This is a genomic window from Klebsiella sp. C283 (assembly GCF_048822555.1).
Classification (GTDB): domain Bacteria; phylum Pseudomonadota; class Gammaproteobacteria; order Enterobacterales; family Enterobacteriaceae; genus Klebsiella; species Klebsiella quasipneumoniae.
On record NZ_JBMEZS010000006.1, the window covers coordinates 337200 to 362806 of the forward strand.

The 25607-nt window shown below is 59.2% G+C and carries 24 protein-coding genes; 18 read left to right on the plus strand and 6 right to left on the minus strand.

Features of this window, described 5'->3' with window-relative positions:
* Positions 1 to 33 precede the first annotated feature (33 nt).
* Positions 34 to 2592, minus strand: coding sequence for a peptidoglycan glycosyltransferase/peptidoglycan DD-transpeptidase MrcA (mrcA, locus tag ACOI7Z_RS14290; protein WP_087848955.1), 2559 nt, complete (start codon positions 2590 to 2592; stop codon positions 34 to 36).
* Positions 2593 to 2710: 118 nt separating this feature from the next.
* On the opposite strand from mrcA, the gene ACOI7Z_RS14295 reads away from it, so the two are divergent.
* From ACOI7Z_RS14295 to trpS, 12 genes are all read left to right on the plus strand, one after another.
* Positions 2711 to 3511 carry a pilus assembly protein gene (locus ACOI7Z_RS14295; RefSeq protein ID WP_065883129.1) on the plus strand — a complete coding sequence of 267 codons (801 nt, stop codon included), beginning with the start codon at positions 2711 to 2713 and terminating at the stop codon, positions 3509 to 3511.
* A complete protein-coding gene (locus tag ACOI7Z_RS14300; protein WP_065883126.1) occupies positions 3495 to 4028 on the plus strand; it encodes a PilN domain-containing protein in 534 nt (177 codons plus the stop codon). The genes ACOI7Z_RS14295 and ACOI7Z_RS14300 overlap by 17 nt, the downstream gene beginning before the upstream one ends.
* Positions 4018 to 4446, plus strand: coding sequence for a pilus assembly protein PilO (locus tag ACOI7Z_RS14305; protein WP_087848956.1), 429 nt, complete (start codon positions 4018 to 4020; stop codon positions 4444 to 4446). The genes ACOI7Z_RS14300 and ACOI7Z_RS14305 overlap by 11 nt, the downstream gene beginning before the upstream one ends.
* Positions 4436 to 4816 (plus strand): HofP DNA utilization family protein, encoded by a 381-nt coding sequence (locus ACOI7Z_RS14310; protein ID WP_023291194.1) that lies wholly within the window; start codon positions 4436 to 4438, stop codon positions 4814 to 4816. The genes ACOI7Z_RS14305 and ACOI7Z_RS14310 overlap by 11 nt, the downstream gene beginning before the upstream one ends.
* Positions 4752 to 5993, plus strand: coding sequence for a DNA uptake porin HofQ (hofQ, locus tag ACOI7Z_RS14315; protein WP_032429004.1), 1242 nt, complete (start codon positions 4752 to 4754; stop codon positions 5991 to 5993). The genes ACOI7Z_RS14310 and hofQ overlap by 65 nt, the downstream gene beginning before the upstream one ends.
* A gap of 270 nt (positions 5994 to 6263) precedes the next feature.
* Positions 6264 to 6785 carry a shikimate kinase AroK gene (gene aroK, locus ACOI7Z_RS14320; protein ID WP_002920267.1) on the plus strand — a complete coding sequence of 174 codons (522 nt, stop codon included), beginning with the start codon at positions 6264 to 6266 and terminating at the stop codon, positions 6783 to 6785.
* Between the two features lie 55 nt (positions 6786 to 6840).
* On the plus strand, positions 6841 to 7935 hold the full coding sequence (gene aroB / locus ACOI7Z_RS14325) for a 3-dehydroquinate synthase (RefSeq protein ID WP_087848957.1): 1095 nt from the start codon (positions 6841 to 6843) through the stop codon (positions 7933 to 7935).
* Between the two features lie 84 nt (positions 7936 to 8019).
* Positions 8020 to 9309, plus strand: coding sequence for a cell division protein DamX (gene damX / locus ACOI7Z_RS14330; RefSeq protein WP_087848958.1), 1290 nt, complete (start codon positions 8020 to 8022; stop codon positions 9307 to 9309).
* Between the two features lie 78 nt (positions 9310 to 9387).
* Entirely contained in the window at positions 9388 to 10215 is an 828-nt protein-coding gene (gene dam, locus ACOI7Z_RS14335; RefSeq protein ID WP_004202178.1) for an adenine-specific DNA-methyltransferase, read from the plus strand.
* 17 nt (positions 10216 to 10232) lie between these two features.
* Positions 10233 to 10910, plus strand: a complete 678-nt coding sequence (gene rpe, locus ACOI7Z_RS14340; RefSeq protein ID WP_023291190.1) for a ribulose-phosphate 3-epimerase — start codon at positions 10233 to 10235, stop codon at positions 10908 to 10910.
* A complete protein-coding gene (gene gph / locus ACOI7Z_RS14345; RefSeq protein ID WP_087848959.1) occupies positions 10903 to 11664 on the plus strand; it encodes a phosphoglycolate phosphatase in 762 nt (253 codons plus the stop codon). Before rpe ends, gph begins: the two co-directional genes overlap by 8 nt.
* Positions 11657 to 12661 (plus strand): tryptophan--tRNA ligase, encoded by a 1005-nt coding sequence (trpS, locus tag ACOI7Z_RS14350; RefSeq protein ID WP_002920253.1) that lies wholly within the window; start codon positions 11657 to 11659, stop codon positions 12659 to 12661. Before gph ends, trpS begins: the two co-directional genes overlap by 8 nt.
* 74 nt (positions 12662 to 12735) lie before the next feature.
* Here the strand turns inward: trpS and cysG are convergent, their stop codons facing one another.
* The 3 genes from cysG to nirB form a co-directional block, all read right to left on the minus strand.
* Entirely contained in the window at positions 12736 to 14109 is a 1374-nt protein-coding gene (gene cysG, locus ACOI7Z_RS14355; protein ID WP_065883119.1) for a siroheme synthase CysG, read from the minus strand.
* Positions 14110 to 14262: 153 nt separating this feature from the next.
* Positions 14263 to 14589, minus strand: a complete 327-nt coding sequence (gene nirD / locus ACOI7Z_RS14360; RefSeq protein ID WP_023291187.1) for a nitrite reductase small subunit NirD — start codon at positions 14587 to 14589, stop codon at positions 14263 to 14265.
* Positions 14586 to 17129 carry a nitrite reductase large subunit NirB gene (gene nirB / locus ACOI7Z_RS14365; protein WP_087848960.1) on the minus strand — a complete coding sequence of 848 codons (2544 nt, stop codon included), beginning with the start codon at positions 17127 to 17129 and terminating at the stop codon, positions 14586 to 14588. Before nirB ends, nirD begins: the two co-directional genes overlap by 4 nt.
* A gap of 238 nt (positions 17130 to 17367) precedes the next feature.
* Here nirB and ACOI7Z_RS14370 point away from each other — a divergent pair, with 238 nt between their 5' ends.
* A complete protein-coding gene (locus ACOI7Z_RS14370; protein WP_087848961.1) occupies positions 17368 to 18690 on the plus strand; it encodes a cytosine deaminase in 1323 nt (440 codons plus the stop codon).
* On the opposite strand, the gene tsgA is transcribed toward ACOI7Z_RS14370, so the two are convergent.
* Positions 18687 to 19874, minus strand: a complete 1188-nt coding sequence (gene tsgA, locus ACOI7Z_RS14375; protein WP_004202192.1) for an MFS transporter TsgA — start codon at positions 19872 to 19874, stop codon at positions 18687 to 18689. The two genes, ACOI7Z_RS14370 and tsgA, sit on opposite strands and share 4 nt — an antisense overlap.
* 276 nt (positions 19875 to 20150) lie before the next feature.
* Here tsgA and ppiA point away from each other — a divergent pair, with 276 nt between their 5' ends.
* The 5 genes from ppiA (at position 20151) to argD (ending at position 23491) form a co-directional block, all read left to right on the plus strand.
* On the plus strand, positions 20151 to 20720 hold the full coding sequence (gene ppiA / locus ACOI7Z_RS14380) for a peptidylprolyl isomerase A (protein WP_002920238.1): 570 nt from the start codon (positions 20151 to 20153) through the stop codon (positions 20718 to 20720).
* Positions 20721 to 20826: 106 nt separating this feature from the next.
* Positions 20827 to 20994, plus strand: coding sequence for a YhfG family protein (locus ACOI7Z_RS14385; RefSeq protein ID WP_004202194.1), 168 nt, complete (start codon positions 20827 to 20829; stop codon positions 20992 to 20994).
* Positions 20984 to 21586, plus strand: a complete 603-nt coding sequence (locus tag ACOI7Z_RS14390; protein ID WP_032454217.1) for a putative adenosine monophosphate-protein transferase Fic — start codon at positions 20984 to 20986, stop codon at positions 21584 to 21586. The genes ACOI7Z_RS14385 and ACOI7Z_RS14390 overlap by 11 nt, the downstream gene beginning before the upstream one ends.
* Positions 21587 to 21617: 31 nt before the next feature.
* A complete protein-coding gene (pabA, locus tag ACOI7Z_RS14395; RefSeq protein WP_023291183.1) occupies positions 21618 to 22181 on the plus strand; it encodes an aminodeoxychorismate synthase component 2 in 564 nt (187 codons plus the stop codon).
* An 89-nt stretch (positions 22182 to 22270) separates the two neighbouring features.
* Entirely contained in the window at positions 22271 to 23491 is a 1221-nt protein-coding gene (argD, locus tag ACOI7Z_RS14400) for a bifunctional acetylornithine/succinyldiaminopimelate transaminase (RefSeq protein WP_080901430.1), read from the plus strand.
* On the opposite strand, the gene ACOI7Z_RS14405 is transcribed toward argD, so the two are convergent.
* Positions 23481 to 25559: a YccS/YhfK family putative transporter gene (locus ACOI7Z_RS14405; protein WP_023291181.1), complete on the minus strand. Its 2079-nt coding sequence runs from the start codon at positions 25557 to 25559 to the stop codon at positions 23481 to 23483. The two genes, argD and ACOI7Z_RS14405, sit on opposite strands and share 11 nt — an antisense overlap.
* Between the last annotated feature and the right edge of the window lie 48 nt (positions 25560 to 25607).

Sequence of the window (25607 nt, forward strand, 5' to 3'; positions counted from 1 at the left end):
GCAATAAAAAAGCGCCCGCAGGCGCTTTTTTTGTCAGAACAGCTCGTGGGTTTCACCGCCGCCGTCCGTCAGGGTGGTGCCCACCTCATGGACCGCCTGCTGCGTGGGCTGGGTACCCTCAATAAAGTATTCCGCCCGGCTGTTGCCCCCGTTCGCCAGCTGACCGGTGCTGCGATCGATATTCACCGTGACGATTCCCGGCGGCGGCGTTAACGGCTCTTCCGCAACGCCTTCCAGCACGCTCTTCATAAAGCTGTCCCAGGCCGGTTGGGCGCTTTTGGCGCCGCCTTCGTAGCCGGAGATCTGATCTTTAATCGCCCCTGACGCGGTGGTCCGGCCAAGATCGCGACGATGATCGTCAAAGCCGATCCAAACCGAGGTCACCACGCCTGGCCCGTAGCCTGAGAACCAGGCGTCCTTCGAGCTGTTGGTGGTTCCGGTTTTGCCGCCGATGTCATGCCGCTGCAGATCCCGTCCGGCGCGCCAGCCGGTTCCCATCCAGCCCGGTTCGCCAAAGATGTTGCTGTTCAGCGCGCTCTTGATCAGGAAGGCCAGCGGGGTATTGATCACATGCGGCGCGTATTCCTGGGCGCCGCTCTGCGCCACCAGTGACTGATTGGCCTGCTCCAGCTGCGGCTGCGGCGGCACGTTGCCATTCTGCGGTTCCGTCGAGGTGGCGACATCTTCCACATCTTTGTTTTCCAGCACATTGGATTTTGGCGTATCGCCGTAAATCACCGGTAAATCACACTGCGGGCAGGCGATTTTCGGGCGCTCCTCGAAGAGGACCCCACCCTGATCATTCTCAATCTTACTGATAAAGAATGGGTTGACCAGGAAGCCGCCGTTGGCCATCACCGAATACCCGCGGGCGACCTGCAGAGGCGTAAAGGAGGCGGAGCCCAGCGCCAGCGATTCGGTGTGGACAATGTTTTGCGCCGGGAAACCAAAGCGCTGCAGGTACTCGGCGGCATAGTCAACGCCCATGGCGCGCATGGCGCGCACCATTACCACGTTTTTCGACTGCCCCAGGCCCTGGCGTAAACGAATCGGACCGGCATACTGCGGCGGCGAGTTTTTCGGCCGCCAGTCGGAGCCGGCCCCGGCGTCCCAGCGCGAGATTGGCACATCGTTGAGCATGCTGGCCAGAGTTAAGCCTTTATCCATCGCAGCCGTGTAGAGGAACGGCTTGATGTTGGAGCCGACCTGGCGCAGCGCCTGGGTGGCGCGGTTAAACTTGCTCTGGTTAAAGTCAAACCCACCGACAAGGGCAATAATCGCGCCGTTTTGCGGGTTAATGGAGACCAGAGCCGAGTTGACGTCCGGGACCTGCGACAGCCACCAGCTGTCACCCACTTTGCGAACCCAGATCTGCTGCCCGGCCTGCACGACGTCGTTGACTTTACGCGGAGTCGCTCCCTGCTGCGTATCGGAGATAAAGCGACGAGCCCAGCGCACGCCGTCCATCGTCAGTGAAACGGAGTCGCCGTTAGCCAACAGCGCGACGGCCTCCTGGGCATTCGCGGAGGTGACCACCGCAGGAGAAAGCGGGCCTAAGCCAGGCTGGCGCTTCAGGACGTCGACGATCTTTTTCGCCTCCCACGGCGTTTCGCCGACCTTCCACAGCACGCTGGCCGGGCCGCGGTAGCCGTGACGCATATCGTAATCCAGCACGTTATTGCGGACCGCCTGCTGGGCCGCCTGCTGGTTTTTGCGGGTAATCGTGGTGTACACCCGGTAGCCATCTTCATAGGCCTGCTCGCCATAGCGATTCACCATCTCCTGGCGCACCATTTCGCTCAGATAAGGCGCTGAGAAGGCGATTTTCGGCGCGTGGTAGCTGGCGTCGATGGGTTCGCTGCGCGCTTCATCGTATTGCGCCTGGGTGATGTACCCCTCGCTCAGCATACGCGACAGCACCACGTTGCGACGGGCTGTGGCGCGATCCATCGAATAGAGCGGGTTAAAGGTGGACGGGGCTTTCGGCAGACCGGCAATCACCGCCATTTCGCTGAGGGTCAGCTGGTCGATAGGTTTGCCAAAATAGACCTGCGCCGCGGCGCCGACGCCATAGGCGCGGTAGCCGAGGTAAATCTTGTTCAGATACAGCTCAAGGATTTCATCTTTGTTCAGCAGTTGCTCGATGCGGATGGCCAGAAAGGCCTCTTTAATCTTACGCATCAACGTCTTCTCGGGGCTGAGGAAGAAGTTACGCGCTAACTGCTGGGTGATGGTACTGGCGCCCTGCGAGGCGTGGCCTGAGAACATCGCCACGCTGGCGGCGCGGAAAATACCCACCGGATCGACGCCGTGATGCTCATAGAAACGACTGTCTTCGGTGGCGATAAACGCTTTCACCAGCTCGGGGGGAATTTGCTGCAACGTTACAGGGATACGGCGCTTTTCGCCGTACTGCGCAATAAGCTCACCGTCGGCGCTATAGACCTGCATCGGGATCTGCAAACGCACATCCTTCAGGGTTGCGACGTCGGGGAGTTGCGGCTCTATGTATTTGTAGAGGCCAAAAATCGAGCCTGCTCCCAGCAGTACGCAACAGACTGCAAGGATCAATAGATACTTTACGAACTTCACCGGTGTTTTCCCATTTAGTTTTATTTGGGCAGTTTATAAACAAACGCGCGGTAGTATAAAGGCAAGCCAGGTGCATTGATATAGCCGGACAGTTTTGCCGGATAAGGAGATCGTAAGCATGGCTTTCAGAAACTGGCGGATCGGAATGCATATCCAACAGGATAGCATTGCCATTGTCGCGCTACTGCATGAGCGCTCACACTGGGCACTGCGCCGCTGGTGGCGCATTCCTCTGCCGCCAGGTCTGGTGCGGCAGGGGATGGTGGCGGACGTTAGCGCCCTCGGCTCACGGCTGGCCGCCTGGCGGCGGGAGCTACCGGCGCAGCATCAGATCAGTATCGCCTTTCCCGCGGCTCGCACGCTGCAAAAACGCCTGCCTTATCCCCAGTTTGCCCTGCGAGAGCGGGAACAGGCGACGTGGATAGCCAGCGCCATGACCCAACAGCTGGCGATGCCCGCCTCCTCTCTATGTATTGATTATGCGCCCACCTCGCGGGATGACGGCTGGCAGGTGACGGCGGCGCAGCGGCTGGATATCAATGTTCTGCGGGAGCTGGCAGGGCGGCTGCGGCTGCGGGTGGCGGCCATCGTACCGGATGCCAGCGCGCTCGGCGCCTTTTTCCCCTGGGTGACGGCAGCAGAGCAAGGCCTGGCGTGGCGGGATGAAAAGCACTGGCTATGGGCGACCCAGGAGGCCTGGGGCTGTGACGCCTGCGATGCGATAGGGTCCTTAAGCCAGCTGGCGGGGCAACTTCAGGTTCCTTTGCGCCTGTGCGCTGATGCGGGCGACGAGGCCAGTCGTTTTGATGTCTGGCAGGTGGTTCACCGCCGGCAGCCTCCGCTGCCAGCCGACGGCGATCGCTACGCCATTGCCCTTGGGCTGGCGCTGGGAGGTGGGCGCCATGACGTATGTCGTTAATCTTCTCCCCTGGCGTGACCTGCGTCGCCGCCAGCGCCTGCGCTACGCCCTGTTGTTAGCCACCGGTATCGTGCTGCTGGTGGGGACGACCCTGCAGGCGGGACGAACAGCGGGTCTACAGCGCGACGCCCTGGCGAGGATCCACACGACAGCCGACGCAGCGTTGCTCGCCTCGCTCAAACAGCGCGAACAGGCGATGCGCGAGGCATGGCAGCAGCATCAACGCCAGCGCGAGCAGCGCCAGCGCAGATCGACGATCGCCGCCTGGCAACCCCGACTAATGGCGCTCGCGGCAGGCCTGCCCGCTCAGGCATGGCTGACGCGGCTGGAGTACCAGGGGGCGCGCCTGACGCTGGATGGTCTGGCCCTCAACCTGCAGGCGCTGGCCCGGGTGGAGGCTGCTCTGGCCAGCGTCGCGGGATTCGCGCCGGCTAAAGCCGGCGGAACGCAGCGCGACGCCGAGGGGCGCTGGCGGTTCAGTTTTACCCTGTCGGGAGCGCGCGCCGATGCGGATTAACACCCGGCGCACCCGGGCGGGGCTGTTGATCTTGCTCGCGATGGGGCTGATGGGGGGCGGCGTGGCGCTCTGGCGCGATGCCCGCCCGCCGCTGGCGGCGCTGTCCCGCGATGGCGCTCTGCAAACGCAGTGGCGGCGGATCATGGCGCTGCGCATCCCCGCCGGTGAAAGTTCCGGGGAACGCATCGACAAGCAGCCGTTCTCGCCCATCGCCATTCCGCTCGCCGGCGCGAAGCTAATCGCCTGGCATCCGCAGGGGAGCGGCGGTGAGATGGCGCTGGCTCTCCCCTGGCCGACGGTACCCGCCCTGTTCTCATGGCTGGCGCGCTGCGGGATGAACCCGCGTTCGTTCTCGCTGGAGCGCGAGGGGCAGGCGCTGCGCATGCGGCTGCAGCTGGAGGCGGAAGATGGGCGGTAAATGCTGGATTTTGCTGTGGTTGCCGCTGTCGCTGCTGGCGGCCGGGCGCGATCCTTTCCTGCCGGTTGAAGATCCTTGCCGCACGGCGCAGCTGTCGCAATGGCGCTATGGCGGCGCGGCCGGCGATGGCGCAGGCTGGACGGGGTTTTTGCAGGACGGAAGCGGTATGTGGCGACGGGTACGCCTGGATGAGCAATTGCCTACGGGCTGGCGGGTGAGTCGGCTGACGGCCGGCGAGCTGGACATCGTCACGCCCCCGGGATGTGAACCTCCAGCGTGGCGCTGGCAACGTGAAGGAAAACAAGATGATGCGATGGATAAGCCTGCTGCTTCTGCTGCTACCGCTGGCGGTGGTCGCCGCGCGAAATGACAAGCCGGTTTCGCTGGTCGTTGACGACGCGCCAGTGGCCCAGGTGCTGCAAGCCCTGGCCGAAATGAACCATAAGAACCTCGTTGTCGCACCGGACGTCAGCGGCACGCTCTCCCTGCGCCTGCAGAAGGTCCCCTGGACCCAGGCGCTGCGGGCAGTGGCGGATAGCGCAGGTCTCTCTTTGCAACAGCAGGGGACGGTCATCTACGCGCATACGCAGGCCTGGCAAAAGGCCAATCTGGCGCAGCGCGAAGCTGAACAGGCGAAACGTCTGCAGAACCTGCCGCTGCTGGCGGAGAGCGTGACGCTGCACTATGCCGATGCCGAGGAGTTGGCTAAAAGCGGCGGTAAGTTGCTTAGCGCCCGGGGAAACCTGATGGCGGACAAGCGGACCAATCGGCTGCTGATCCGCGATGATGCGCGGCATCTGCCGGCGCTGAAGGCCTGGGCGCAGGAGATGGATCTGCCGGTCGGACAGGTGGAGCTGGCCGCCCATATCGTGTCGATGAGCGAAACCAGCCTGCGTGAACTGGGGGTGAAGTGGCGGCTGGCGGAGGCTGAAAGCACCCCGGGATCCGGGCACATCACCACCCTAAGCAGCGATGTGTCGGTCAACGATGCCAGCACCCGCGCAGGCTTTAACATCGGCAAAATTAACGGGCGCTTGCTTGAGCTGGAGCTTTCCGCGCTGGAGCGTAAGCAGCAGGTCGAAATTATCGCCAGTCCTCGTTTGCTCGCCTCCCATATGCAGCCCGCCAGTATCAAGCAGGGGAGCGAGATCCCCTATCAGGTCTCCAGCGGTGAAAGCGGCGCCACGTCGGTGGAGTTTAAAGAGGCGGTGCTGGGCATGGAGGTGACGCCGACGGTGCTGCAGCAGGGGAGAGTGCGGTTGAAGCTGCGAATAAGCGAGAACACGCCAGGCCAGGTGCTGAAGCAGGATAACGGCGAGGCGCTGGCTATTGATAAACAGGAGATCGAGACCCTGGTGGAAGTCCGCAGCGGCGAGACCCTGGCGTTGGGCGGCATCTTTTCGCAGAAAAACAAAACCGCCCGCGACAGCGTCCCGCTGCTTGGCGATATCCCGGTGCTGGGGCGTCTGTTTCGCCGCGACGGGAAAGATAATGAACGCCGTGAACTGGTTGTCTTTATTACGCCACGGATTCTGGCAGTACGTTAAGCAGGTTTTTCATGCTAAACACGTTTCAGGTGTTTGACGTGAGGACGGATTTAGCATACAAGGGGTACCGATTTGAGAGTCGGGTACGACATCAATCCTCCCTTTATTGTCCGGCGATTTTATTCAGTTGCCAAACCAGCCGGAGTATTGAGATAATTTTTAGTCTGACTCTCGCTCTATTGCATATGAGGTTTCAGTTCATGCCCTGCGGCGCTGGGTGTCTGCGAAGCGGGTTTATCATTAACGAATAGTCTTAGTAGTACCGAAAAAATGGCAGAGAAACGCAATATCTTTCTGGTTGGGCCTATGGGTGCCGGCAAAAGCACTATTGGGCGCCAGTTAGCCCAACAGCTCAACATGGAATTTTACGATTCTGATCAAGAGATTGAGAAACGCACTGGCGCTGATGTGGGCTGGGTCTTCGATGTTGAAGGCGAAGAAGGCTTCCGCGACCGTGAAGAAAAAATTATCAATGAGTTGACGGAAAAACAGGGGATTGTGCTGGCGACTGGCGGCGGCTCTGTAAAATCCCGTGAAACGCGTAACCGTCTCTCCGCCCGCGGCGTGGTGGTCTACCTGGAAACAACGATCGAGAAGCAGTTGGCCCGTACGCAGCGCGATAAAAAGCGTCCTTTGCTACAAGTCGATGCGCCGCCTCGTGAAGTACTGGAAGCGCTGGCTGACGAGCGTAATCCGCTGTATGAAGAGATCGCCGATGTGACTATCCGCACAGACGATCAGAGTGCGAAAGTCGTCGCGAACCAGATTATTCATATGCTGGAAAGCAACTGATTCTGGCTTAATAAAAGTGCGTCAGAGTAAAAGTCATTGAGGTGGATGTCGCGTTATGGAGAGGCTTACTGTTACCCTCGGGGAACGTAGTTACCCGATTACCATCGCGGCTGGTTTGTTTAACGATCCAGCTTCCTTCCTGCCACTCAAGTCGGGCGACCAGGCTATGCTGGTCACCAACGAAACGCTGGCGCCGCTTTATCTGGATACCGTCCGCTCTGCGCTGGAGCAGGCAGGGGTCAACGTTGACAGCGTGATCCTGCCCGACGGCGAGCAGTATAAAAGCCTGGCGGTGATGGATACCGTATTTACCGCGCTGTTACAAAAACCCCATGGCCGCGACACCACGCTGGTGGCGCTCGGCGGCGGTGTTATCGGTGATTTAACCGGTTTCGCCGCGGCAAGCTATCAGCGCGGCGTGCGTTTTATCCAGGTCCCTACCACCTTGCTGTCGCAGGTCGACTCGTCGGTCGGCGGCAAAACCGCAGTGAACCACCCTCTCGGCAAAAACATGATTGGCGCCTTCTGGCAGCCGGTTTCCGTGGTGGTTGATCTTAACTGTCTGAAGACGCTTCCGAAGCGCGAACTCGCTTCCGGACTGGCTGAGGTCATCAAGTATGGGGTGATCCTCGACGGCGCATTCTTCAACTGGCTGGAAAACAACATTGATGCCCTGCTGGCGCTGGATGAAAAGGCCATGGCGTACTGCATTCGCCGTTGCTGTGAGCTGAAAGCGGAAGTTGTGGCTGCCGACGAGCGTGAAACCGGGTTACGTGCTTTACTCAATCTTGGACATACCTTCGGCCATGCTATCGAGGCTGAAATGGGCTACGGTAACTGGCTGCACGGCGAAGCGGTGGCGGCAGGTATGGTGATGGCGGCGCATACGTCCGAGCGGCTGGGGCAGTTCCGCGCGCAGGATACTCAGCGCCTTATCGATCTGCTCAAGCGTGCAGGTTTACCGGTACGCGGCCCGCAGGAAATGAGTGCGCAGGCGTATTTGCCCCATATGATGCGCGATAAGAAAGTACTGGCTGGCGAAATGCGGCTGGTGCTCCCGCTCGCAATAGGAAGCAGCGAGCTGCGCGGCGGAGTGCCGCATGATGTGGTTCTTGGCGCGATTGCTGATACTCAGCAGGCGCAACAATAAGAAGGTCTGGCCGCGTTCGCGCGGCGTTATCATTTCGGGTGATGTGCAATAATCGTGAGCATAAGCCTTTTAGTGGGGTGTTAAATGGATGATTTCAAACCAGAAGACGATATGAAAGCCGATCGCAACGATCGTCGTGCTGGTCGTTCCCGTCAGTCTTCCGAGCGTGATGCCGATCCGCAGATCAATTTTGACGATGTCGATCTTGATGCCGATGAAGGCCGTCCGACGCGCGCCGGCAAGGCCCGTCGTGAGCGTGAAGAGGAAGAGTTCGAAGAAGAACTGGATGCGGAAGATGAGGAGATGCTCGAAGAGCAGCCTGTAGAGCGTCGTCCGCGTAAGCGTAAAAAAGCGCCGGCGAAACCCGCTTCCCGCCAGTACATCATGATGGGCGTGGGGATTCTGGTGCTGTTGCTGTTAATCGTAGGTATCGGTTCCGCGCTGAAATCGCCATCTTCGTCCAGCCAGCAGACCGCTTCCGGCGAGAAGAGCATTAATCTGTCTGACGACCAGTCCGCCAGCACGCCAGCTGCCGGCCAGGATCAGACAGCCGCCAATACCACCACACAGCAGGACGTCACGGTACCGCCTATTGCCGCGAACCCGACCCAGGGCCAGGCAGCGGCAGAGCCGCAGGGCCAGCAGCGTGTTGAAGTTCAGGGCGATCTGAATAACGCGCTGACCCAGCAGCAGGGCCAGCTGGACGGCGCCGTAGCTAACTCGACGCTGCCAACTGAACCGGCAACCGTCGCGCCGATCCGTAATGGCGCCAGTGGCGCCGCGGCGCCGCGCCAGACGACCGAACGTCAGACGGCGGCAACGCCGCGTCCGGCGGAGCGTAAGCACACCGTCATCGAAGCGAAGCCGCAGCCGAAACCACAGGCGGTGACGAAAGCGCCGGTAGAAACGAAACCGGTCCAGCCGAAGCATGTTGAAAGCGCGGCCACTACCGCTCCGGCGAAAACGACCGTCAGCGAAAGTAAACCGGCAGCCACCGCGCAGAGCAAACCAGCCACGACCGCGACGACCGCAGCGCCAGCCGCAACGGCAGCCGCGGCAGCGCCGGCGGCGAAGAGCGGTAAAACGGCAGGTGACGTCAGCTCGATGAAATCTGCGCCGTCGGGTAACTATACCCTGCAGCTCAGCAGCTCCTCTAACTATGAAAACCTGAATAACTGGGCGAAGAAAGAGAAGCTGGACAGATATGTTGTCTATGAAACGTCGCGTAACGGCCAACCGTGGTACGTGCTGGTGAGCGGTATCTATTCATCGAAAGATGAAGCGAAACGCGCGGTCACCTCGCTGCCGCCGGACGTGCAGGCGAAAAATCCATGGGCAAAACCACTGCATCAGGTTCAGGCTGATCTGAAATAATGCCGTGGGGTAGTCTTAAGCGCAGGATGCTGTCGGAGCTTTCTCCACAGCCGGAGAATGTGTAATTAGTTAGGCAGCATGAAAAAGAATCGCGCTTTTCTAAAGTGGGCAGGGGGGAAGTACCCCCTGCTTGACGATATTAAAAAGCATTTGCCGGAAGGTGAGTGCTTAATCGAGCCCTTTGTGGGCGCCGGGTCGGTATTTCTCAATACCGACTTTTCTCGTTATATCCTCGCGGATATCAACAGTGATTTAATCGGCCTGTACAACATCGTCAAATTGCGCACCGACGAGTATGTCGCTGCCGCCCGCGAGATGTTTACCCCGGAAAACAACGTCGCTGAGCGCTACTACCAGTACCGTGATGAATTCAACCAGAGCCAGGATCCGCTGCGTCGCGCGGTGCTGTTCCTGTATCTGAACCGTCACGGCTACAACGGCCTGTGTCGCTACAATTTGCGCGGCGAATTCAATGTGCCGTTTGGCCGCTATAAGAAGCCCTATTTCCCCGAGGCTGAGCTCTATCATTTTGCCGACAAGGCGCAAAACGCTGAGTTTTACTGCGAATCTTATGAAGAGTGCATGCAGCGTGCGGATAGCCGCACGGTGGTGTATTGCGATCCGCCCTATGCGCCGTTGACGGCGACGGCGAACTTTACCGCCTACCACACCAACAGTTTCAACCTGGAGCAACAGGTGCTGCTGGCGCAAAAGGCGGAATCGCTGATGAAGAAACGGATCCCGGTGCTGATTTCCAACCACCGCACGCCGTTGACGCAGGAGTGGTATAAAAACGCGGCAGAAACGCATATTGTGAAGGTTCGGCGCAGCATCAGCAGCAACGGTGGTACGCGTAAAAAGGTGGACGAGCTCTTAGCGCTCTACCGTCCGCCTAAGACCAAATAAATTTCAAGGAGATGCGGATGAAGCAGTATTTGATTGCCCCTTCGATTCTGTCGGCTGATTTTGCCCGTCTGGGTGAGGATACCGCGAAGGCGCTGGCGGCGGGTGCGGATGTCGTGCACTTCGACGTCATGGACAACCACTACGTGCCGAACCTGACGATTGGCCCGATGGTGCTGAAGTCGCTGCGTAACTACGGTATTACCGCGCCGATCGACGTCCACCTGATGGTGAAGCCGGTCGACCGCATCATTCCTGATTTTGCCGAAGCTGGCGCCAGCATCATCACCTTCCACCCGGAAGCCTCCGAACACGTCGACCGCAGCCTGCAGCTTATCAAAGAGCACGGCTGCAAAGCGGGCCTGGTGTTTAACCCCGCGACGCCGCTGAGCTATCTCGATTACGTGATGGATAAGCTGGACGTGATCCTGCTGATGTCGGTTAACCCGGGCTTTGGCGGCCAGTCCTTTATTCCGCAGACGCTGGATAAACTGCGTGAAGTGCGCCAGCGCATCGATGCGTCCGGCTACGACATTCGCCTGGAAGTGGATGGCGGAGTGAAAGCGAGCAATATCGGCGAAATTGCCGCGGCGGGCGCGGATATGTTCGTTGCCGGTTCGGCGATCTTCGGCCAGCCGGACTACAAGAAAGTCATTGATCACATGCGTAATGAATTAGCGAAGGTAAGTCATGGATAAATTACAGGCGATCCGCGGCATCGCGTTTGATCTCGACGGCACGCTGGTGGACAGCGCGCCGGGTCTGACCGCCGCCGTTGATAACGCCCTCTACGCCCTGGAGCTGCCGGTGGCGGGAGAAGAACGCGTCGTGACCTGGATCGGCAACGGGGCCGATGTTCTGATGGAGCGGGCGCTGACCTGGGCTCGCCAGGAGCGTGCAACGTTACGTGCGGCGATGGGCAAGCCTTCCGTCGACGATCATGATATTCCGCAAGACGAACAGCTGCGCATTTTGCGTAAACTGTTTGACCGCTATTACGCCGAAGCGGCGGAAGAGGGCAGTTTCCTGTTTCCGGCAGTGGCCGATACGCTCGGCGCGCTGCAGGCCAAAGGCCTGCCGCTGGCGCTGGTGACCAATAAGCCGACGCCGTTCGTCGCCCCGCTGCTGGACGCGCTCGATATTGCGAAATACTTTACCGTGGTGATCGGCGGCGATGACGTACGGAACAAAAAGCCGCATCCGGAACCGCTGCTGCTGGTGGCGCAAAAGCTCGGCCTGACGCCGGAGGCGCTGCTGTTCGTCGGCGATTCACGTAATGATATTCAGGCGGCCAAAGCGGCAGGCTGCTGCTCTGTTGGCCTGACCTACGGCTATAACTATGGCGAACCGCTTGCGCTGAGCGAGCCGGACTATCTCTTCGACCAGTTTAATGAACTCTTACCCGCTCTCGGGTTACCGCACAGTGAAACTCAGGAATTGAAACATGACTAAGCCCATCGTTTTTAGTGGCGCACAGCCCTCAGGTGAACTGACCATTGGCAACTACATGGGTGCGCTGCGTCAGTGGGTAAACATGCAGGACGATTACCACTGCATCTATTGCATCGTGGACCAGCACGCCATCACCGTGCGCCAGGATCCGCAGCAGCTGCGTAAGGCGACGCTGGACACCCTGGCGCTGTATCTGGCCTGCGGCATCGACCCGCAGAAAAGCACTATTTTCGTTCAGTCTCACGTGCCGGAACATGCCCAGTTAGGCTGGGCGCTGAACTGCTACACCTATTTCGGCGAACTGAGCCGCATGACCCAGTTTAAAGACAAGTCCGCGCGCTACGCGGAGAACATCAACGCCGGTCTGTTTGATTATCCGGTACTGATGGCCGCTGACATTCTGCTGTACCAGACCAACCAGGTTCCGGTGGGCGAAGATCAGAAACAGCACCTTGAACTGAGCCGCGATATCGCCCAGCGTTTTAACGCCATCTACGGCGATATTTTTAAAGTGCCTGAGCCGTTTATCCCTAAATCCGGCGCGCGCGTGATGTCGCTGCTGGAGCCGACGAAAAAGATGTCCAAGTCCGACGACAACCGCAACAACGTCATCGGCCTGCTGGAAGACCCGAAATCGGTGGTCAAGAAGATCAAACGTGCGGTCACCGACTCCGACGAGCCGCCGGTGGTGCGCTACGACCTGAAAGAGAAAGCGGGCGTCTCCAACCTGCTGGATATCCTCTCCGCGGTCACCGGGAAAACCATTCCTGAGCTGGAGCAGCATTTCGAAGGCAAAATGTATGGCCACCTGAAAGGCGAAGTCGCCGAAGCGGTATCGGGCATGCTGATTGACCTGCAGGAGCGCTATCACCGTTTCCGTAACGACGAAGCGTTTCTCAATCAGGTGATGAAGGACGGCGCAGAAAAGGCCAGCGCGCGGGCTTCTCAAACCCTGAAAGCGGTATACGAAGCGATTGGCTTTGTCGCCAAGCCGTAAGCGATGCAACAGCTAAAAAGGGCGGGATTATCCCGCCCTTTTTTATGCCTGTCGTTCACGCCGTCAGGCGAAGGTTAATGGTTCGAAAACCAGTTCAGTTTATCCCGCAGACCGACCACGCGGCCGACAATGATCAGCGCCGGGCTGGCCATCTGCTGCGCCAGAATATCCAGCTGTCCTAAGGTGCCGCTGACCACTTTTTGCGTCACGGCGGTGCCGTTCTCGACGATGGCGGCAGGCATATCTTCCGCCATGCCGTGGGCGATAAGCTTCTCGCGGATCGCCGGCGCCTGGTTCAGACCCATGTAGAACACCAGGGTCTGCTTCTCCACCGCCAGGTTCGCCCAGTCCAGCTCGCCGCCGGTTTTCAGATGGCCGGTGACCAGGCGGACGCCCTGGGCGAAATCGCGATGGGTCAACGGGATCCCCGAGTAGGCGGAGCAGCCGGAGGCGGCGGTGATGCCGGGCACAACCGAGAAGGGGATCCCCGCCTCGCAGAGGGTCTCCAGCTCCTCTCCGCCGCGGCCAAAGATAAAGGGATCGCCGCCTTTCAGCCGGACCACGCGTCTTCCTTTTTGCGCTTCGCGCAGCAGGATCTGGTTGATCTCCTCCTGCGGCACGCAGTGATAGCCTGAGCGCTTGCCGACGAACACCCGGTCGGCATCGCGGCGCACCAGATTCATAATGTCGTCGGAGACCAGCCGGTCATAGACCACCACGTCGGCCTGCTGGATCTGCTGCAGGCCCTTGAGCGTGAGCAGCCCGGCGTCACCAGGGCCGGCGCCAACCAGGACGACCTCGCCGCGATGCTCTAACGGCTCGGTCAGCAGCTGCTCGGTGGTATCCGCCACCGCCTGCCGATCGTCATTGGCCAGCGACTGCGCCAGCCGGTCGTTAACGAACAGCTTCTCCCAGAAGCGGCGGCGTTCGCCTACGGTGGCAAACTGCTGCTTCACGCGCGCGCGCAGATGGCCGGCGTAGCGGGCCAGCTGGCCAAGATGCAGGGGTAAGACTGACTCCAGCTTCTCGCGCAACAGGCGCGCCAGCACCGGGGATGTCCCGCCCGAGGAGACGGCGACCATCAGCGGCGAGCGGTCGATGATGGACGGCATGATAAAGCTGGCCTGGCGCGGGGCATCCACCACGTTACAGAAGATACGCCGCGCTTCGGCCGCGTCGCTGACCTGCTGGTTCACCGACTCATTATCGGTAGCGGCGATGGCCAGCCAGCAGTTGTCCAGCAGCGAGGGGATAAACTCCCCCTGCACCAGGGTTAGCATCTGTGAATCGGCCCACACATGAAACTGAGGGGTAAAGTCGAGCGCATTGACCGTGACGTTTGCGCCAGCATCCAGCAGCAGACGGGCCTTGCGTTCGGCGACATCCCCGCCGCCAACCAGTAAACAATCACGCTGGCGCAACTGGCAGAATATGGGTAAGTGATCCACAGAATAACCTCATAAAAATAAGGGGTAGAAAATGAGTGGTCGTAGAATAGCAGCAAAGGTAATACAAAACATGCGACATATCCCGCACTCATGCGCTGTCGGTCAGAAGTGTTACTTATATCTCCCCCCGTGGCCGGGGGGAGGATGCGGGACTCACGCCTTAAGCTGAACGTGGCCGTCTTTTACCCGGGCGTCGAAACGGGCAATAGAGTGGCTGGCATCTTCCATACACAGGCCGTCGCTCAGGCGGAAACGTTGTTTTTTCAGCGGGCTGGCAACCCACAGGGCGCCGTCATGCTCGGCGATAATGCCGCGAGACAGTACGCTGGCGTTAAAGAACGGATCAATGTTGCTGATGGCGAACACCCTGTCGTCATGATAGGGACGGAAGATCGCCACCTGCTGCTGACCGAGCAGGGCGCAGACGCCGGTGGCGGGCAGGATGTCGTCGATGTTGCAGATGTTTACCCACTGGCTCATGCTTTTTCCTCCACCAGAGTAACCGGGATGCGCTCATACGGCGTGGCCGGGCGATGCTGGTCACGTTCCGGCACCACCTGAACGTTCGGGTCGCGCTGGTCGCTGTTGATAAAGTGTTTGAAGCGGGTCTGCGCCGCCGGGTTATTGACGGTCTCGGTCCACTCGCAGGCGAAGGCGGCGCGCAGGCGAGCCAGCTCCTCTTCCAGATGGTCGTTCAGACCGAGCTTGTCATCGATGATGACGCTGCGCAGATAGTCGATCCCGCCTTCCATGTTGTCCAGCCACGGCGCAGTGCGGGTCAGCTTATCGGCGGTGCGGATGTAGAACATCATAAAGCGGTCGAGATACTTAATCAGCGTCTCGCGATCGAGGTCCGCGGCCAGCAGATCGGCGTGGCGCGGCTTCATCCCGCCGTTACCGCACACGTACAGGTTCCAGCCTTTCTCGGTGGCGATGATCCCGACGTCTTTGCCCTGGGCTTCCGCACATTCGCGGGTACAGCCGGAGACGCCGAACTTCATTTTGTGCGGCGTACGGATGCCTTTGTAGCGATTTTCCAGTTCGACGCCGAAGCCGACGCTGTCGCCGACCCCGTAGCGGCACCAGGTGCTGCCGACGCAGGTTTTCGCCATCCGCAGCGCTTTGGCGTAGGCGTGGCCGGTTTCGAAGCCCGCTTCAATCAGCTGCCGCCAGATCTCCGGCAGGTCGTCTTTCTGCGCGCCAAACAGGCCGATGCGCTGGGAACCGGTGATTTTGGTGTACAGATTGAATTCACGAGCGATACGGCCCACGGCGACCAGCCCTTCCGGCGTGATTTCGCCGCCCGCGGAGCGCGGAATGACCGAGTAGGTGCCATCTTTCTGGATGTTGGCGAGGAAGTTGTCGTTGGTGTCCTGCAGCGGCGTGTGCTGAGGCTTGAGGACGTACTCATTCCAGCAGGAGGCCAGCAGGGAGCCGACGGTCGGTTTACACACTTCACAGCCGTAGCCCTGGCCGTGTTTGGCCAGCAGTTCGTCGAAGGTTTTGATGCCTTCCACGCGGATCAGGTGGAACAGCTCCTGGCGGGAGTAAGCGAAATGTTCGCAAAGGTTGTTGTTGACCTCGATACCCTGTTTCGCCAGCTCTGCGTTGAGCACCTGGGTGACCAACGGGATACAGCCGCCGCAGCCGGTACCGGCCTTGGTTTCCGCTTTCAGCGCCGCGACGGTATGGCAGCCTTTGTTGATGGCGGCGATCAGGTCGCCTTTGCTGACGTCGAAGCAGGAGCAGATTTGCGCGCTGTCCGGCAGTTTATCGACGCCGATCGACGGCTTGCCGCTGCCGGCGTGGGCCGGGAGGATCAGCGAATCCGGATTCTCCGGCAACTCGATGGCGTTCAGCACCAGCTGCAGCAGGTTGCCGTAGTCGCTGGTGTCGCCGACCAGCACCGCGCCGAGCAGGGTTTTGTTGTCGGCGCTGACGATCAGACGCTTATACACTTCTTTGCTTTCGTCGAGATAGACGTAGCTGCGGGCGCCCGGCGTGCGGCCGTGGGCATCGCCGATACCGCCCACGTCTACACCCAGCAGCTTCAGCTTGGCGCTGAGGTCGGCGCCGGTGAAGCTGTTTTCACTGCCGAGGAGGTGGTCGACGGCCACCTGGGCCATTTTATAACCCGGCGCGACGAGGCCATACACGCGGTTGTTCCAGCTGGCGCATTCGCCGATGGCATAGATATCCGGGTCGGAGGTCTGGCAGCTATCGTTGACCATGATGCCGCCGCGCTGGGCAACCGCCAGTCCGCACTGGGTGGCCAGTTTATCGCGCGGGCGGATCCCGGTAGAGAAGACGATGAAATCGACCTGCAGCTCGCTACCGTCGGCGAAGTGCATGGTTTTGCGCGCCTCGGTGCCCTGCTGAACGATCTCTTTGGTGTTTTTGCTGGTGTGAACTTTCACGCCCATGCTTTCAATTTTGCGCCGCAGCTGCTCGCCGCCCATCTGGTCGAGCTGCTCGGCCATAAGCATCGGCGCGAATTCGATAACATGGGTTTCGACACCGAGGTTTTTCAGGGCGCCTGCGGCTTCCAGGCCGAGCAGGCCGCCGCCGACCACCGCGCCGCGTTTGCTGCGACGGGCGCAGGATTCAATGGCGTTAAGATCTTCAATGGTGCGATAGACGAAGCAATCCTGAGTTTCCGCGCCTTTAATCGGCGGGATCCAGGGGTATGAGCCGGTCGCCATAATCAGCTTGTCGTAGAACACCGTGCGCCCGGCGCTGGAGTGGATCACCTTCTCCTGGCGGTTGATGGTGATGGCCCGTTCGCCGACCAGCACCTTGACGCCGTGTTTCTCATAGAAACCTTCGCGGACCAGCGACAGCTCTTCTGCGGTATGGTGGGAGAAATAAGACGACAGGTGGACACGGTCGTAGGCGATACGCGGTTCTTCACAGAACACGGTAATGTCGAACTGTCCGGCAGGCGCCTTATCGAGAAGCTCTTCGATAAAGCGATGGCCAACCATGCCGTTACCGATAATAGCGATTCTGACTTTGCTCATTTTTGCCTCGATTTCTTTTCTATTACCGCCTACCTTAACGATTCAGCCATCAGGCTTATTGATGCAAATCAATGACAACTTCACCTACCACTTAATGGGTATATAATTGATTTGTCTGTAATTTTCTAAGTTGTGGAAAACGCTGGCTTTTCCTTTTTGCCGATTTTGTGTACAAGAATTGGGTAGGTCGCGATTGGGGTTGAGTAGAAAACAAGCCGTATTGAATAGAGAGGGTGATATGACAGCAGCGCCGCTTTGGTTGATTCAGAACGTACGCCTGGCAGACCGCGACGGCCTGTGGCAGATAGCGATAGATAAGGGCCGCTTTGGCGAGATCACACCGATGGGGGAGGCGCGGGACGAAAGCTACGAGGTGCTGAACGCTCGCGGCGGTCTGGCGATCCCGCCTTTTATTGAGCCGCATATCCATCTGGATACCACCCAGACGGCCGGTGAGCCGAACTGGAACCAGTCCGGCACCCTGTTCGAGGGGATTGAGCGCTGGGCGGAGCGGAAAGCGCTGCTCAGCCATGAGGACGTTAAAGCCCGGGCGTGGAAAACCCTCAAGTGGCAGATCGCCAATGGCGTGCAGTTTGTCCGTACCCATGTCGATGTCTCCGATCCAACGTTGACGGCGCTGAAGGCGATGCTGGAGGTCAAAAAGGAGGTGGCGCCATGGGTCGAGCTGCAGATTGTCGCTTTTCCGCAGGAGGGGATCCTCTCTTACCCCAACGGCGAGGCGCTGCTGGAAGAGGCCCTGAAGCTGGGGGCGGATGTCGTCGGGGCGATCCCGCACTTTGAGTTCACCCGTGAATATGGGGTGGAATCGCTGCATATCGCCTTTCGACTGGCGCAGAAATATGTCCGCCCGCTGGATATTCACTGCGATGAAATTGACGATGAACAGTCGCGCTTTGTTGAAACCGTTGCCGCGCTGGCGCTGAAGGCGGGGATAGGGCCGCGGGTGACGGCCAGCCATACCACCGCCATGCACTCCTATAATGGCGCCTATACCTCGCGCCTGTTCCGCCTGCTAAAGCTCTCCGGCATCAACTTCGTCGCCAATCCGCTGGTCAATATTCATCTGCAGGGCCGGTTTGACGACTACCCGAAGCGACGGGGCATTACCCGGGTGAAGGAGCTGATGGCGGCGGGGATCAACGTTTGCTTTGGTCATGATGATGTCTTTGACCCGTGGTACCCGCTGGGGACCGGTAATATGCTGCAGGTCCTGCATATGGGGCTGCACGTTTGCCAGCTGATGGGCTACCAGCAGATTAACGACGGCCTGCAGCTTATCACCGACAACAGCGCCCGCACGTTTGGCCTGACCGATTACGGCATCGTCAGCGGCAACCCGGCTAACCTGATCATCCTCCCGGCGGAGAATGGCTTTGAGGCGGTACGCTGCCAGGTGCCGGTGCGCTGGTCAATTCGCCAGGGAAGGGTGATCGCGATTACCCAGCTGGCGCAAACCTGGATCCAGACCGACCGCGGTGGCGAGGCGCTCTCTTTTATGAGGAACAGCCCCCTTGCGGACGCAAAGGGGCCGAAGGCTTAGTGAGACGCCGCCTGCGCGTTGTTCTGGCGGTGACGGGAGACGAAGCCGAGGATAAAGCACATCACGAACACCACGGCGTAGAGGCCGTTAGCGGTGTGCAGCGCTGCCAGCGGACCGCTGGCAGCCACAATCGGGCCGGTAACCACGAAAGTCAGCATGGTGCCGATGGTGCCGCAGGTGAGGATAAAGTTCACCAGCTTTGGTGAAGCGACTTTAGTTTGCTGCGAACCGAGCGTAATGATCGAGGTGTAGATGGCGCTGGAGAAGAAGCCCAGGGTCAGAATAAACCACGGCATATGCTCCGGCGAACCATTGATAAACAGGTACATCAGCACCGTCGCGAGGCCGGCGAGGACGGTTAAGATGCGCTGCAGGTCGAAGAAGCGCAGGATAAAGCTGAATGACCACATGCCGATCATGTAGGACATCCAGAAATCGCTCACCAGTTTACCGGCATCGCCGAGGCTCATGCCCAGGCTCTTGGCATATTCCGGTACCCAGGAGATAAAGCCCAGCTGACCGAGGATGTAGCACAGCGCCGCGACGGAGAGGAACAGCACGCCGATGCCCCACTTCTCTTTCACCACCGGCTGGCTGTTTTCGCTCTGCGCTTTTTTGCCGAGCACCGGGAAGTCACAGCCGAATGTCAGGACGAAAATAGCGACATACACCAGACCGATACAGGCGTAGACCCAGTACCACTCGATGCTGCGCGCCAGCAGGACCGCGGCGACCATCGGAAAAATCATTCCCGCCATGCTAAAGAAGGAGTCGGTAAACAGCAGACGCGCCCCGCGCTGACGGCCTTCATACATATGGGTGATCAGGAAGGTCCCGATCGACATGGTGATCCCGCTGACCAGGCCGAGAACGAACATCGACGCGGAGAACAGCGCCAGGCTGTGGCTGAGCATCAGGCCGGCCACCGCCAGCACCATTAAAATAAAGCCAAAACGCAGCTGAGTTTTCAGCGGCACGATCTCCATCAGCCAGGCATTGAGGAAGATGGAGATCAGAATACCGGCGTTCAGGAAGGTAAAGGTGTTGCTCATACTGGAAACGGGCAGATGGAAATAATCCGCAATGTTACCCATCACCATCCCGGTGACGATCACCAACGCGCCGGTCAGGGCGTAGGAGAAGAAGCTGATCCATGTGAGCTTAATACGGTTGCTGTTAGTCATGACTGGCCTGTGAATAGAAAGGTAAAGCGCGTTGACGCTGCGCCGGGCGGACAGATTTTAGTCGTTCAGGTGATGTAATTAAATGTTTATTGTGAAATACGTTATCTTTTGCATGTTTTAATGTGACCTGCATCACGCTTTTTCGACGCCAGGGAGAACGTTTGCGCGGTTACAATTATTACAGCTAAGTAAAATTTGGTAAAAGGCTGGCCCAGGATGCAAAGGCTCTTTAGAATCAAGGCACTCGCTTTTATTCTGCTCCGTTAAGGAATTTCCATGCTCAAATCAACACTGGCGGCGATGGCTGCCGTTTTCGCCATTTCAGCTTTCTCCCCGGCCATGGCGGCAAAGGGCGATCCGCATGTGCTGCTGACCACCTCGGCAGGTAACATTGAGCTTGAGTTAAACAGCCAGAAAGCCCCGATTTCCGTGGATAACTTCCTGAAGTACGTTAACAGCGGCTTCTACAACAACACCACTTTCCACCGCGTGATCCCGGGATTCATGGTGCAGGGCGGCGGCTTTAACGAGCAGATGCAGCAGAAACAGCCTAACCCGCCGATCAAGAATGAAGCAGACAACGGCCTGCGCAACACCCGCGGCACTATCGCGATGGCGCGTACCGCCGATCAGGATAGCGCCACCAGCCAGTTCTTCATCAACGTGGCGGATAACGCCTTCCTCGACCATGGCCAGCGCGACTTTGGCTATGCGGTGTTTGGCAAGGTAGTCAAAGGCATGGACGTTGCGGATAAGATCTCCCAGGTCCAGACTCATAACGTCGGCCCATACCAAAATGTGCCGACTAAACCGGTTGTTATCCTCTCTGCGAAAGTGCTGCCCTAATCCTCCCGCGGCGCGGTGGTTTATCGCCGCGCCCGGTTGCCTCCCGGCATAACCTGTAATTGCTGCTTATACTTGTGGCACACAGGGGACGATAAGGGGGGCGACGATGCGTCCACTCACCGATAAGCAAAAATCCCGGCTCTGGGAACAGACACGTAATAGCAATTTTCAGGCCAGCCGTCGCCTCGAAGGCGTATCGGTGCCGCTGGTTACGCTGACTGCCGAGGAGGCGCAGGCTCGCCTCGCGACGCTGCGGAGGGAGTATGAGCGATAAATTTGGCGATGAACGCGATCCTTACCTCTATCCGGCGCTGAACGTCCTGCGCAACCGACTCGGCATCCGCCAGGCTAAAACGCTGCAGCAGGCTGCCCTGGAGATGACGTCCCTGCGGGCGGCCACCCTGCCGCTGGGCCCGCGGGTGCGCGGCTTACCCTATCTGTGCGCTATTCATCATCAGCTGTATCAGGATCTGTTTGACTGGGCGGGTAGGCTGCGTGAAGTGAACCTCTACCTGGGCGATACGCCGTTCTGCCACTTTGCCCGCATCGAAGAGGAGGGGAATGCCCTGATGCAGGCTCTGGAGCAGGAGGATTATCTCTGCGGCCTGCCGCGGGATACCTTTATCGAACGCCTGAGCTGGTTCTATGGTGAAATTAATGTGCTGCACCCTTTTCGTCTCGGCAATGGCCTGACCCAGCGCATTTTCTTTGAACAGCTGGCGATACATGCCGGCTACCTTCTTGACTGGCGTGACGTCGATCCTGCCGCCTGGAGCACCGCCTGTCAGCAGGGCGCGATGGGCGATCCGGACCCGCTGGCGGCGATCTTTCGCAAAGTGGTAAGCGAAGCGCGGGAATCTGAGTAGAATAGCCCGGTTTGATTGTTCCGGAGCCGCTATGATCCTGCTTATCGATAACTATGACTCTTTCACCTGGAATCTGTATCAGTACTTTTGCGAACTGGGGGCGGAAGTGCTGGTCAGGCGCAACGATGCGTTGACGCTGGAGGAGATAGCGTCGCTGGCGCCGGAGAAGATAGTGATTTCGCCTGGTCCCTGTACGCCGGATGAAGCGGGGATATCCCTCGCGGTAATCCGTCACTATGCAGGGAAAACGCCGCTGCTGGGCGTCTGCCTCGGGCATCAGGCGATAGCCCAGGCGTTTGGCGCGACCATTGTGCGGGCGGCGCAGGTGATGCATGGAAAAACCTCGCTTATCGAGCATAACGGCGAAGGGGTGTTTCTGGGGCTGAATAATCCTTTGACGGTGACCCGCTATCATTCGCTGGTGATTGACCCGCCGACGCTGCCGCCTGAGTTTATCGTCACCGCCCGCAGCGCCAGCGGTGAGATTATGGGGATCCGTCATCGCGACTGGGATCTCGAGGGCGTGCAGTTCCATCCGGAAAGCATCCTCAGCGAACAGGGCCATCAATTGCTGGCGAACTTTATTAAGCGGTGATTTCGGTTGCCATTGACTGATTTTTTATGCATATTTTGTGATTAGATTATCATAATCGCATCTGCATAACGAAGAGGGATGGGCAAGACATGGCAACTGAACAACCGGCAATCACCCGCGCCACATTCGATGAAGTTATTTTGCCAATTTATGCACCGGCAGAATTCATCCCGGTAAAGGGAAAAGGCAGCCGCGTCTGGGATCAGCAGGGCAAAGAGTATGTTGATTTCGCCGGCGGTATCGCGGTGACGGCGCTCGGCCATTGCCACCCGGCGCTGGTGGCGGCGCTCCACGAGCAGGGCGAAACGCTGTGGCATACCAGCAACGTCTTTACCAATGAGCCAGCGCTGCGCCTGGGACGTAAACTTGTCGATGCCACCTTCGCCGAGCGAGTGGTGTTTATGAACTCCGGTACCGAAGCCAATGAAACGGCCTTTAAGCTGGCGCGTCACTATGCGGTGACCCGCCATAGCCCGTACAAAACCAAAATCATCGCTTTCCATAATGCCTTTCATGGTCGCTCCCTGTTTACCGTCTCCGTCGGCGGGCAGCCGAAGTACTCCGATGGTTTCGGCCCGAAACCGGCGGATATTGTCCATGTTCCCTTCAACGACCTGCAGGCGGTAAAAGCGGTGATGGATGACCACACCTGCGCAGTGGTGGTGGAGCCGATTCAGGGCGAAGGCGGCGTGACGGCAGCGACGCCGGCGTTCCTGCAGGGGCTGCGCGAACTGTGCGATCAGCACCAGGCGCTGTTAGTCTTTGATGAAGTGCAGTGCGGAATGGGGCGTACCGGATCGCTGTTTGCCTATATGCACTATGGCGTAACCCCGGATATTCTCACCAGCGCCAAAGCGCTGGGCGGCGGTTTCCCGGTCAGCGCCATGTTGACTACCCACGAGATCGCCAGCGCCTTCCATGCGGGTTCCCATGGCTCAACCTACGGCGGCAACCCGCTGGCCTGCGCGGTCGCCAACGCCGCTTTCGATCTGATCAATACCCCGGTGGTGCTGGATGGCGTGAACGCCAAACGCGAACTGTTCGTCAAACACCTGCAGCAGCTGGATGCCGAGTTTGATCTGTTCAGTGATATTCGCGGGATGGGCCTGCTGATTGGCGCCGAACTCAAGCCGCAGCACAAGGGCCGCGCGCGTGATTTCCTCTATGCCGCCGCGGACGCCGGCGTCATGGTGCTTAACGCCGGGCCGGACGTGATGCGTTTTGTTCCCTCGCTGATCATCGAAGAGCAGGATATTGCCGAGGGGATGGCGCGCTTTGCCCAGGCCGTGGCAAAGGTGATTAACGGCTGATCTTCCGCAGCCAGATGCCGTGATGCGGCCGCTGACGCCATGCCACTGACGAAATGGTGTGCATGGTGTTCAGATGGCCCAGAATGCGTTGCAGATGCTGCTCCAGGGTGCTTAACGGACCGATCGGCACCTCGCTTTCCGGTGACTCCATAATATTGACATCCCCTGCGCTGCCGGGGCCATCGCTGTCCAGCCGCTGCTGACAGCGCTGCAGGGCAATCTCACAGGATTCGAGATAGCGCTGGGCAAGATCCGGGGTGAGCATCGTATGCTCCCGGGCCAAAGTGGTCATGGCGTTGATGTGTTCGACGATAAACTGGCTGTGCGTCACCCATAGCTTCATATCTTCCAGGTAGTGGGTATTAAACCCGGGCTCCTGCATCGCCTGATTCAGGGAGTTGTAGAGCGCGTTGTGCGCCTGATTGACGCGCATGCGCTGGTAGGCCAGCGCGGGCGCTTTGGGGTCGGGGCTGAGGATCAGGCGAATCGCCTGCTGGTCGGCCTCCAGCGCATCGTGGGCGTTTTTTTTCAGCAGGCCGCTCTGCCACTGCGGCCACAGCCAGACCATCCCGCCGAAGGCGATCAGGCAGCCGATCAGCGTATCGATCAGCCGGGCGATAATAAACTGTTCGCCGTTGAGCGTCAGCAGCTGCAGGGTATATACCGCCGTCACCGTAAACCCCACCATCGCCCAGCCATAGTGTTTGCGGATGATCAGATAGCTGAGCAGGGTGATCAGCAGCATCCCGCTCAGGGTATAGCTCTCCGGAACGTGAAAGTGCAAGGTCAGCCCGGCGATGATCAGGCCGGCGAGCGTCCCCGCCGCCCGGTGGACAATACGTACCCGCGTGGCGCCATAGCCGTTCTGTGTCACGAAGAGGACGGTCATCAGGATCCAGTAGGGCTTCGGCAAATGCAGGGCGTTGCCCATCAGGCTGGCGATGCTCAGCATCACGCTGATGCGGGCGGCGTTGCGCAGCGCGGGCGACTTCAGCGACAGATAGTTCTTTAGCGCGGGAAACAACGGTAAACGACGCTCTTTGTCAGCCATCAGATCCCGGGCATACAGTGGGCGCTGGGTATGCAGCACCCGGGCGATGCGGCTGAAGTGCCAGGCGCAGAAGTGGCCGACCGGGTTATCCGGATGCTGGCGGGCGATTTTTTCCAGGGCGCCGATCTGTTTATCCATCTGGAAACGCTGCGGAAAACGATGATAGAGCATGTCATCCGCCAGCACCCGCAGGCGGGCGGCGACGGTCTGCGCGTTCCAGCGGATCACCGCTTCGGCATGGCTGCGCTCAACCAGCTTTTGCACCTCTTCCGGCTGATGCAGGCTGACCGAAATATGCTCCTGTAGATCCAGCCCCATCTGGAACGCTCGCAGAAGACGTTTGTGGTCGTTACGTTGGTTGGCGGCCAGCATATGCATCTGCTGATAGCACTGGGTGATTAAATCGACCACCTTCTGCTGGCGGATGAGCAGCGGCGGCAGGGCGGTCGAGGGATCGGTATGCTGGGTCAACAGGCTATATTTGGCTTCGCAATAATTGGCCAGTTCCCGGTAGAGCAGACTGAGCGACTCCCGCAGCGGCTGTTCGCGCCACAGCCAGAACCAGAACCAGTTAAACACGCCGTACCATAGCGTGCCGAAGGCGTAGATCAACAGCGGCTCCCAGACGGGCATATTGCCCGCCAGGCTCAGGGTAAAGATGGCGGCGATCAGCGACGCGGGCAGCAGGCGCGCGTGCAGCGAACTGATTTCCGCGGTGACGCCGAGCAATAGCGCCAGGCCGCTGAGAATAAGCGGCAAAGGTATGGTCTGGGCGAGCAGCAGCTGCACCACCAGGCTGCATCCGGCAAACAGACAGCCGCCGATAATCAGACGCTTAAAAAAGCGCTTATGCGGAGTGTCGAGACCGGCGATGTTGCAGCAGGCGGGAACTAAGGAAAACAGGAGCCCCTGCTGGAGATGGCCGAGCAGAAGACCGATGGCCACAGGCAGACACAGCACCAGCGTTTGCCGCAGTGCATAGTTGACTTCCGGGTGGTAAATCAGCCTGCGCCACATGAGGGAAAAACAAAAACGGCGTACTGCAGGAGCAATACGCCGCTTAGC

Coding starts and splice junctions, on each gene's coding strand:
- ACOI7Z_RS14390 (WP_032454217.1), top strand. CDS start 20,984: ATGAGCGATAAATTTGGCGATGAACGCGATCCTTACCTCTATCCGGCG.
- rpe (WP_023291190.1), top strand. CDS start 10,233: ATGAAGCAGTATTTGATTGCCCCTTCGATTCTGTCGGCTGATTTTGCC.
- damX (WP_087848958.1), top strand. CDS start 8,020: ATGGATGATTTCAAACCAGAAGACGATATGAAAGCCGATCGCAACGAT.
- aroB (WP_087848957.1), top strand. CDS start 6,841: ATGGAGAGGCTTACTGTTACCCTCGGGGAACGTAGTTACCCGATTACC.
- ppiA (WP_002920238.1), top strand. CDS start 20,151: ATGCTCAAATCAACACTGGCGGCGATGGCTGCCGTTTTCGCCATTTCA.
- ACOI7Z_RS14305 (WP_087848956.1), top strand. CDS start 4,018: ATGCGGATTAACACCCGGCGCACCCGGGCGGGGCTGTTGATCTTGCTC.
- dam (WP_004202178.1), top strand. CDS start 9,388: ATGAAAAAGAATCGCGCTTTTCTAAAGTGGGCAGGGGGGAAGTACCCC.
- ACOI7Z_RS14310 (WP_023291194.1), top strand. CDS start 4,436: ATGGGCGGTAAATGCTGGATTTTGCTGTGGTTGCCGCTGTCGCTGCTG.
- trpS (WP_002920253.1), top strand. CDS start 11,657: ATGACTAAGCCCATCGTTTTTAGTGGCGCACAGCCCTCAGGTGAACTG.
- ACOI7Z_RS14370 (WP_087848961.1), top strand. CDS start 17,368: ATGACAGCAGCGCCGCTTTGGTTGATTCAGAACGTACGCCTGGCAGAC.
- ACOI7Z_RS14385 (WP_004202194.1), top strand. CDS start 20,827: ATGCGTCCACTCACCGATAAGCAAAAATCCCGGCTCTGGGAACAGACA.
- ACOI7Z_RS14405 (WP_023291181.1), bottom strand. CDS start 25,559: ATGTGGCGCAGGCTGATTTACCACCCGGAAGTCAACTATGCACTGCGG.
- ACOI7Z_RS14300 (WP_065883126.1), top strand. CDS start 3,495: ATGACGTATGTCGTTAATCTTCTCCCCTGGCGTGACCTGCGTCGCCGC.
- ACOI7Z_RS14295 (WP_065883129.1), top strand. CDS start 2,711: ATGGCTTTCAGAAACTGGCGGATCGGAATGCATATCCAACAGGATAGC.
- gph (WP_087848959.1), top strand. CDS start 10,903: ATGGATAAATTACAGGCGATCCGCGGCATCGCGTTTGATCTCGACGGC.
- nirD (WP_023291187.1), bottom strand. CDS start 14,589: ATGAGCCAGTGGGTAAACATCTGCAACATCGACGACATCCTGCCCGCC.
- aroK (WP_002920267.1), top strand. CDS start 6,264: ATGGCAGAGAAACGCAATATCTTTCTGGTTGGGCCTATGGGTGCCGGC.
- tsgA (WP_004202192.1), bottom strand. CDS start 19,874: ATGACTAACAGCAACCGTATTAAGCTCACATGGATCAGCTTCTTCTCC.
- argD (WP_080901430.1), top strand. CDS start 22,271: ATGGCAACTGAACAACCGGCAATCACCCGCGCCACATTCGATGAAGTT.
- pabA (WP_023291183.1), top strand. CDS start 21,618: ATGATCCTGCTTATCGATAACTATGACTCTTTCACCTGGAATCTGTAT.
- nirB (WP_087848960.1), bottom strand. CDS start 17,129: ATGAGCAAAGTCAGAATCGCTATTATCGGTAACGGCATGGTTGGCCAT.
- hofQ (WP_032429004.1), top strand. CDS start 4,752: ATGATGCGATGGATAAGCCTGCTGCTTCTGCTGCTACCGCTGGCGGTG.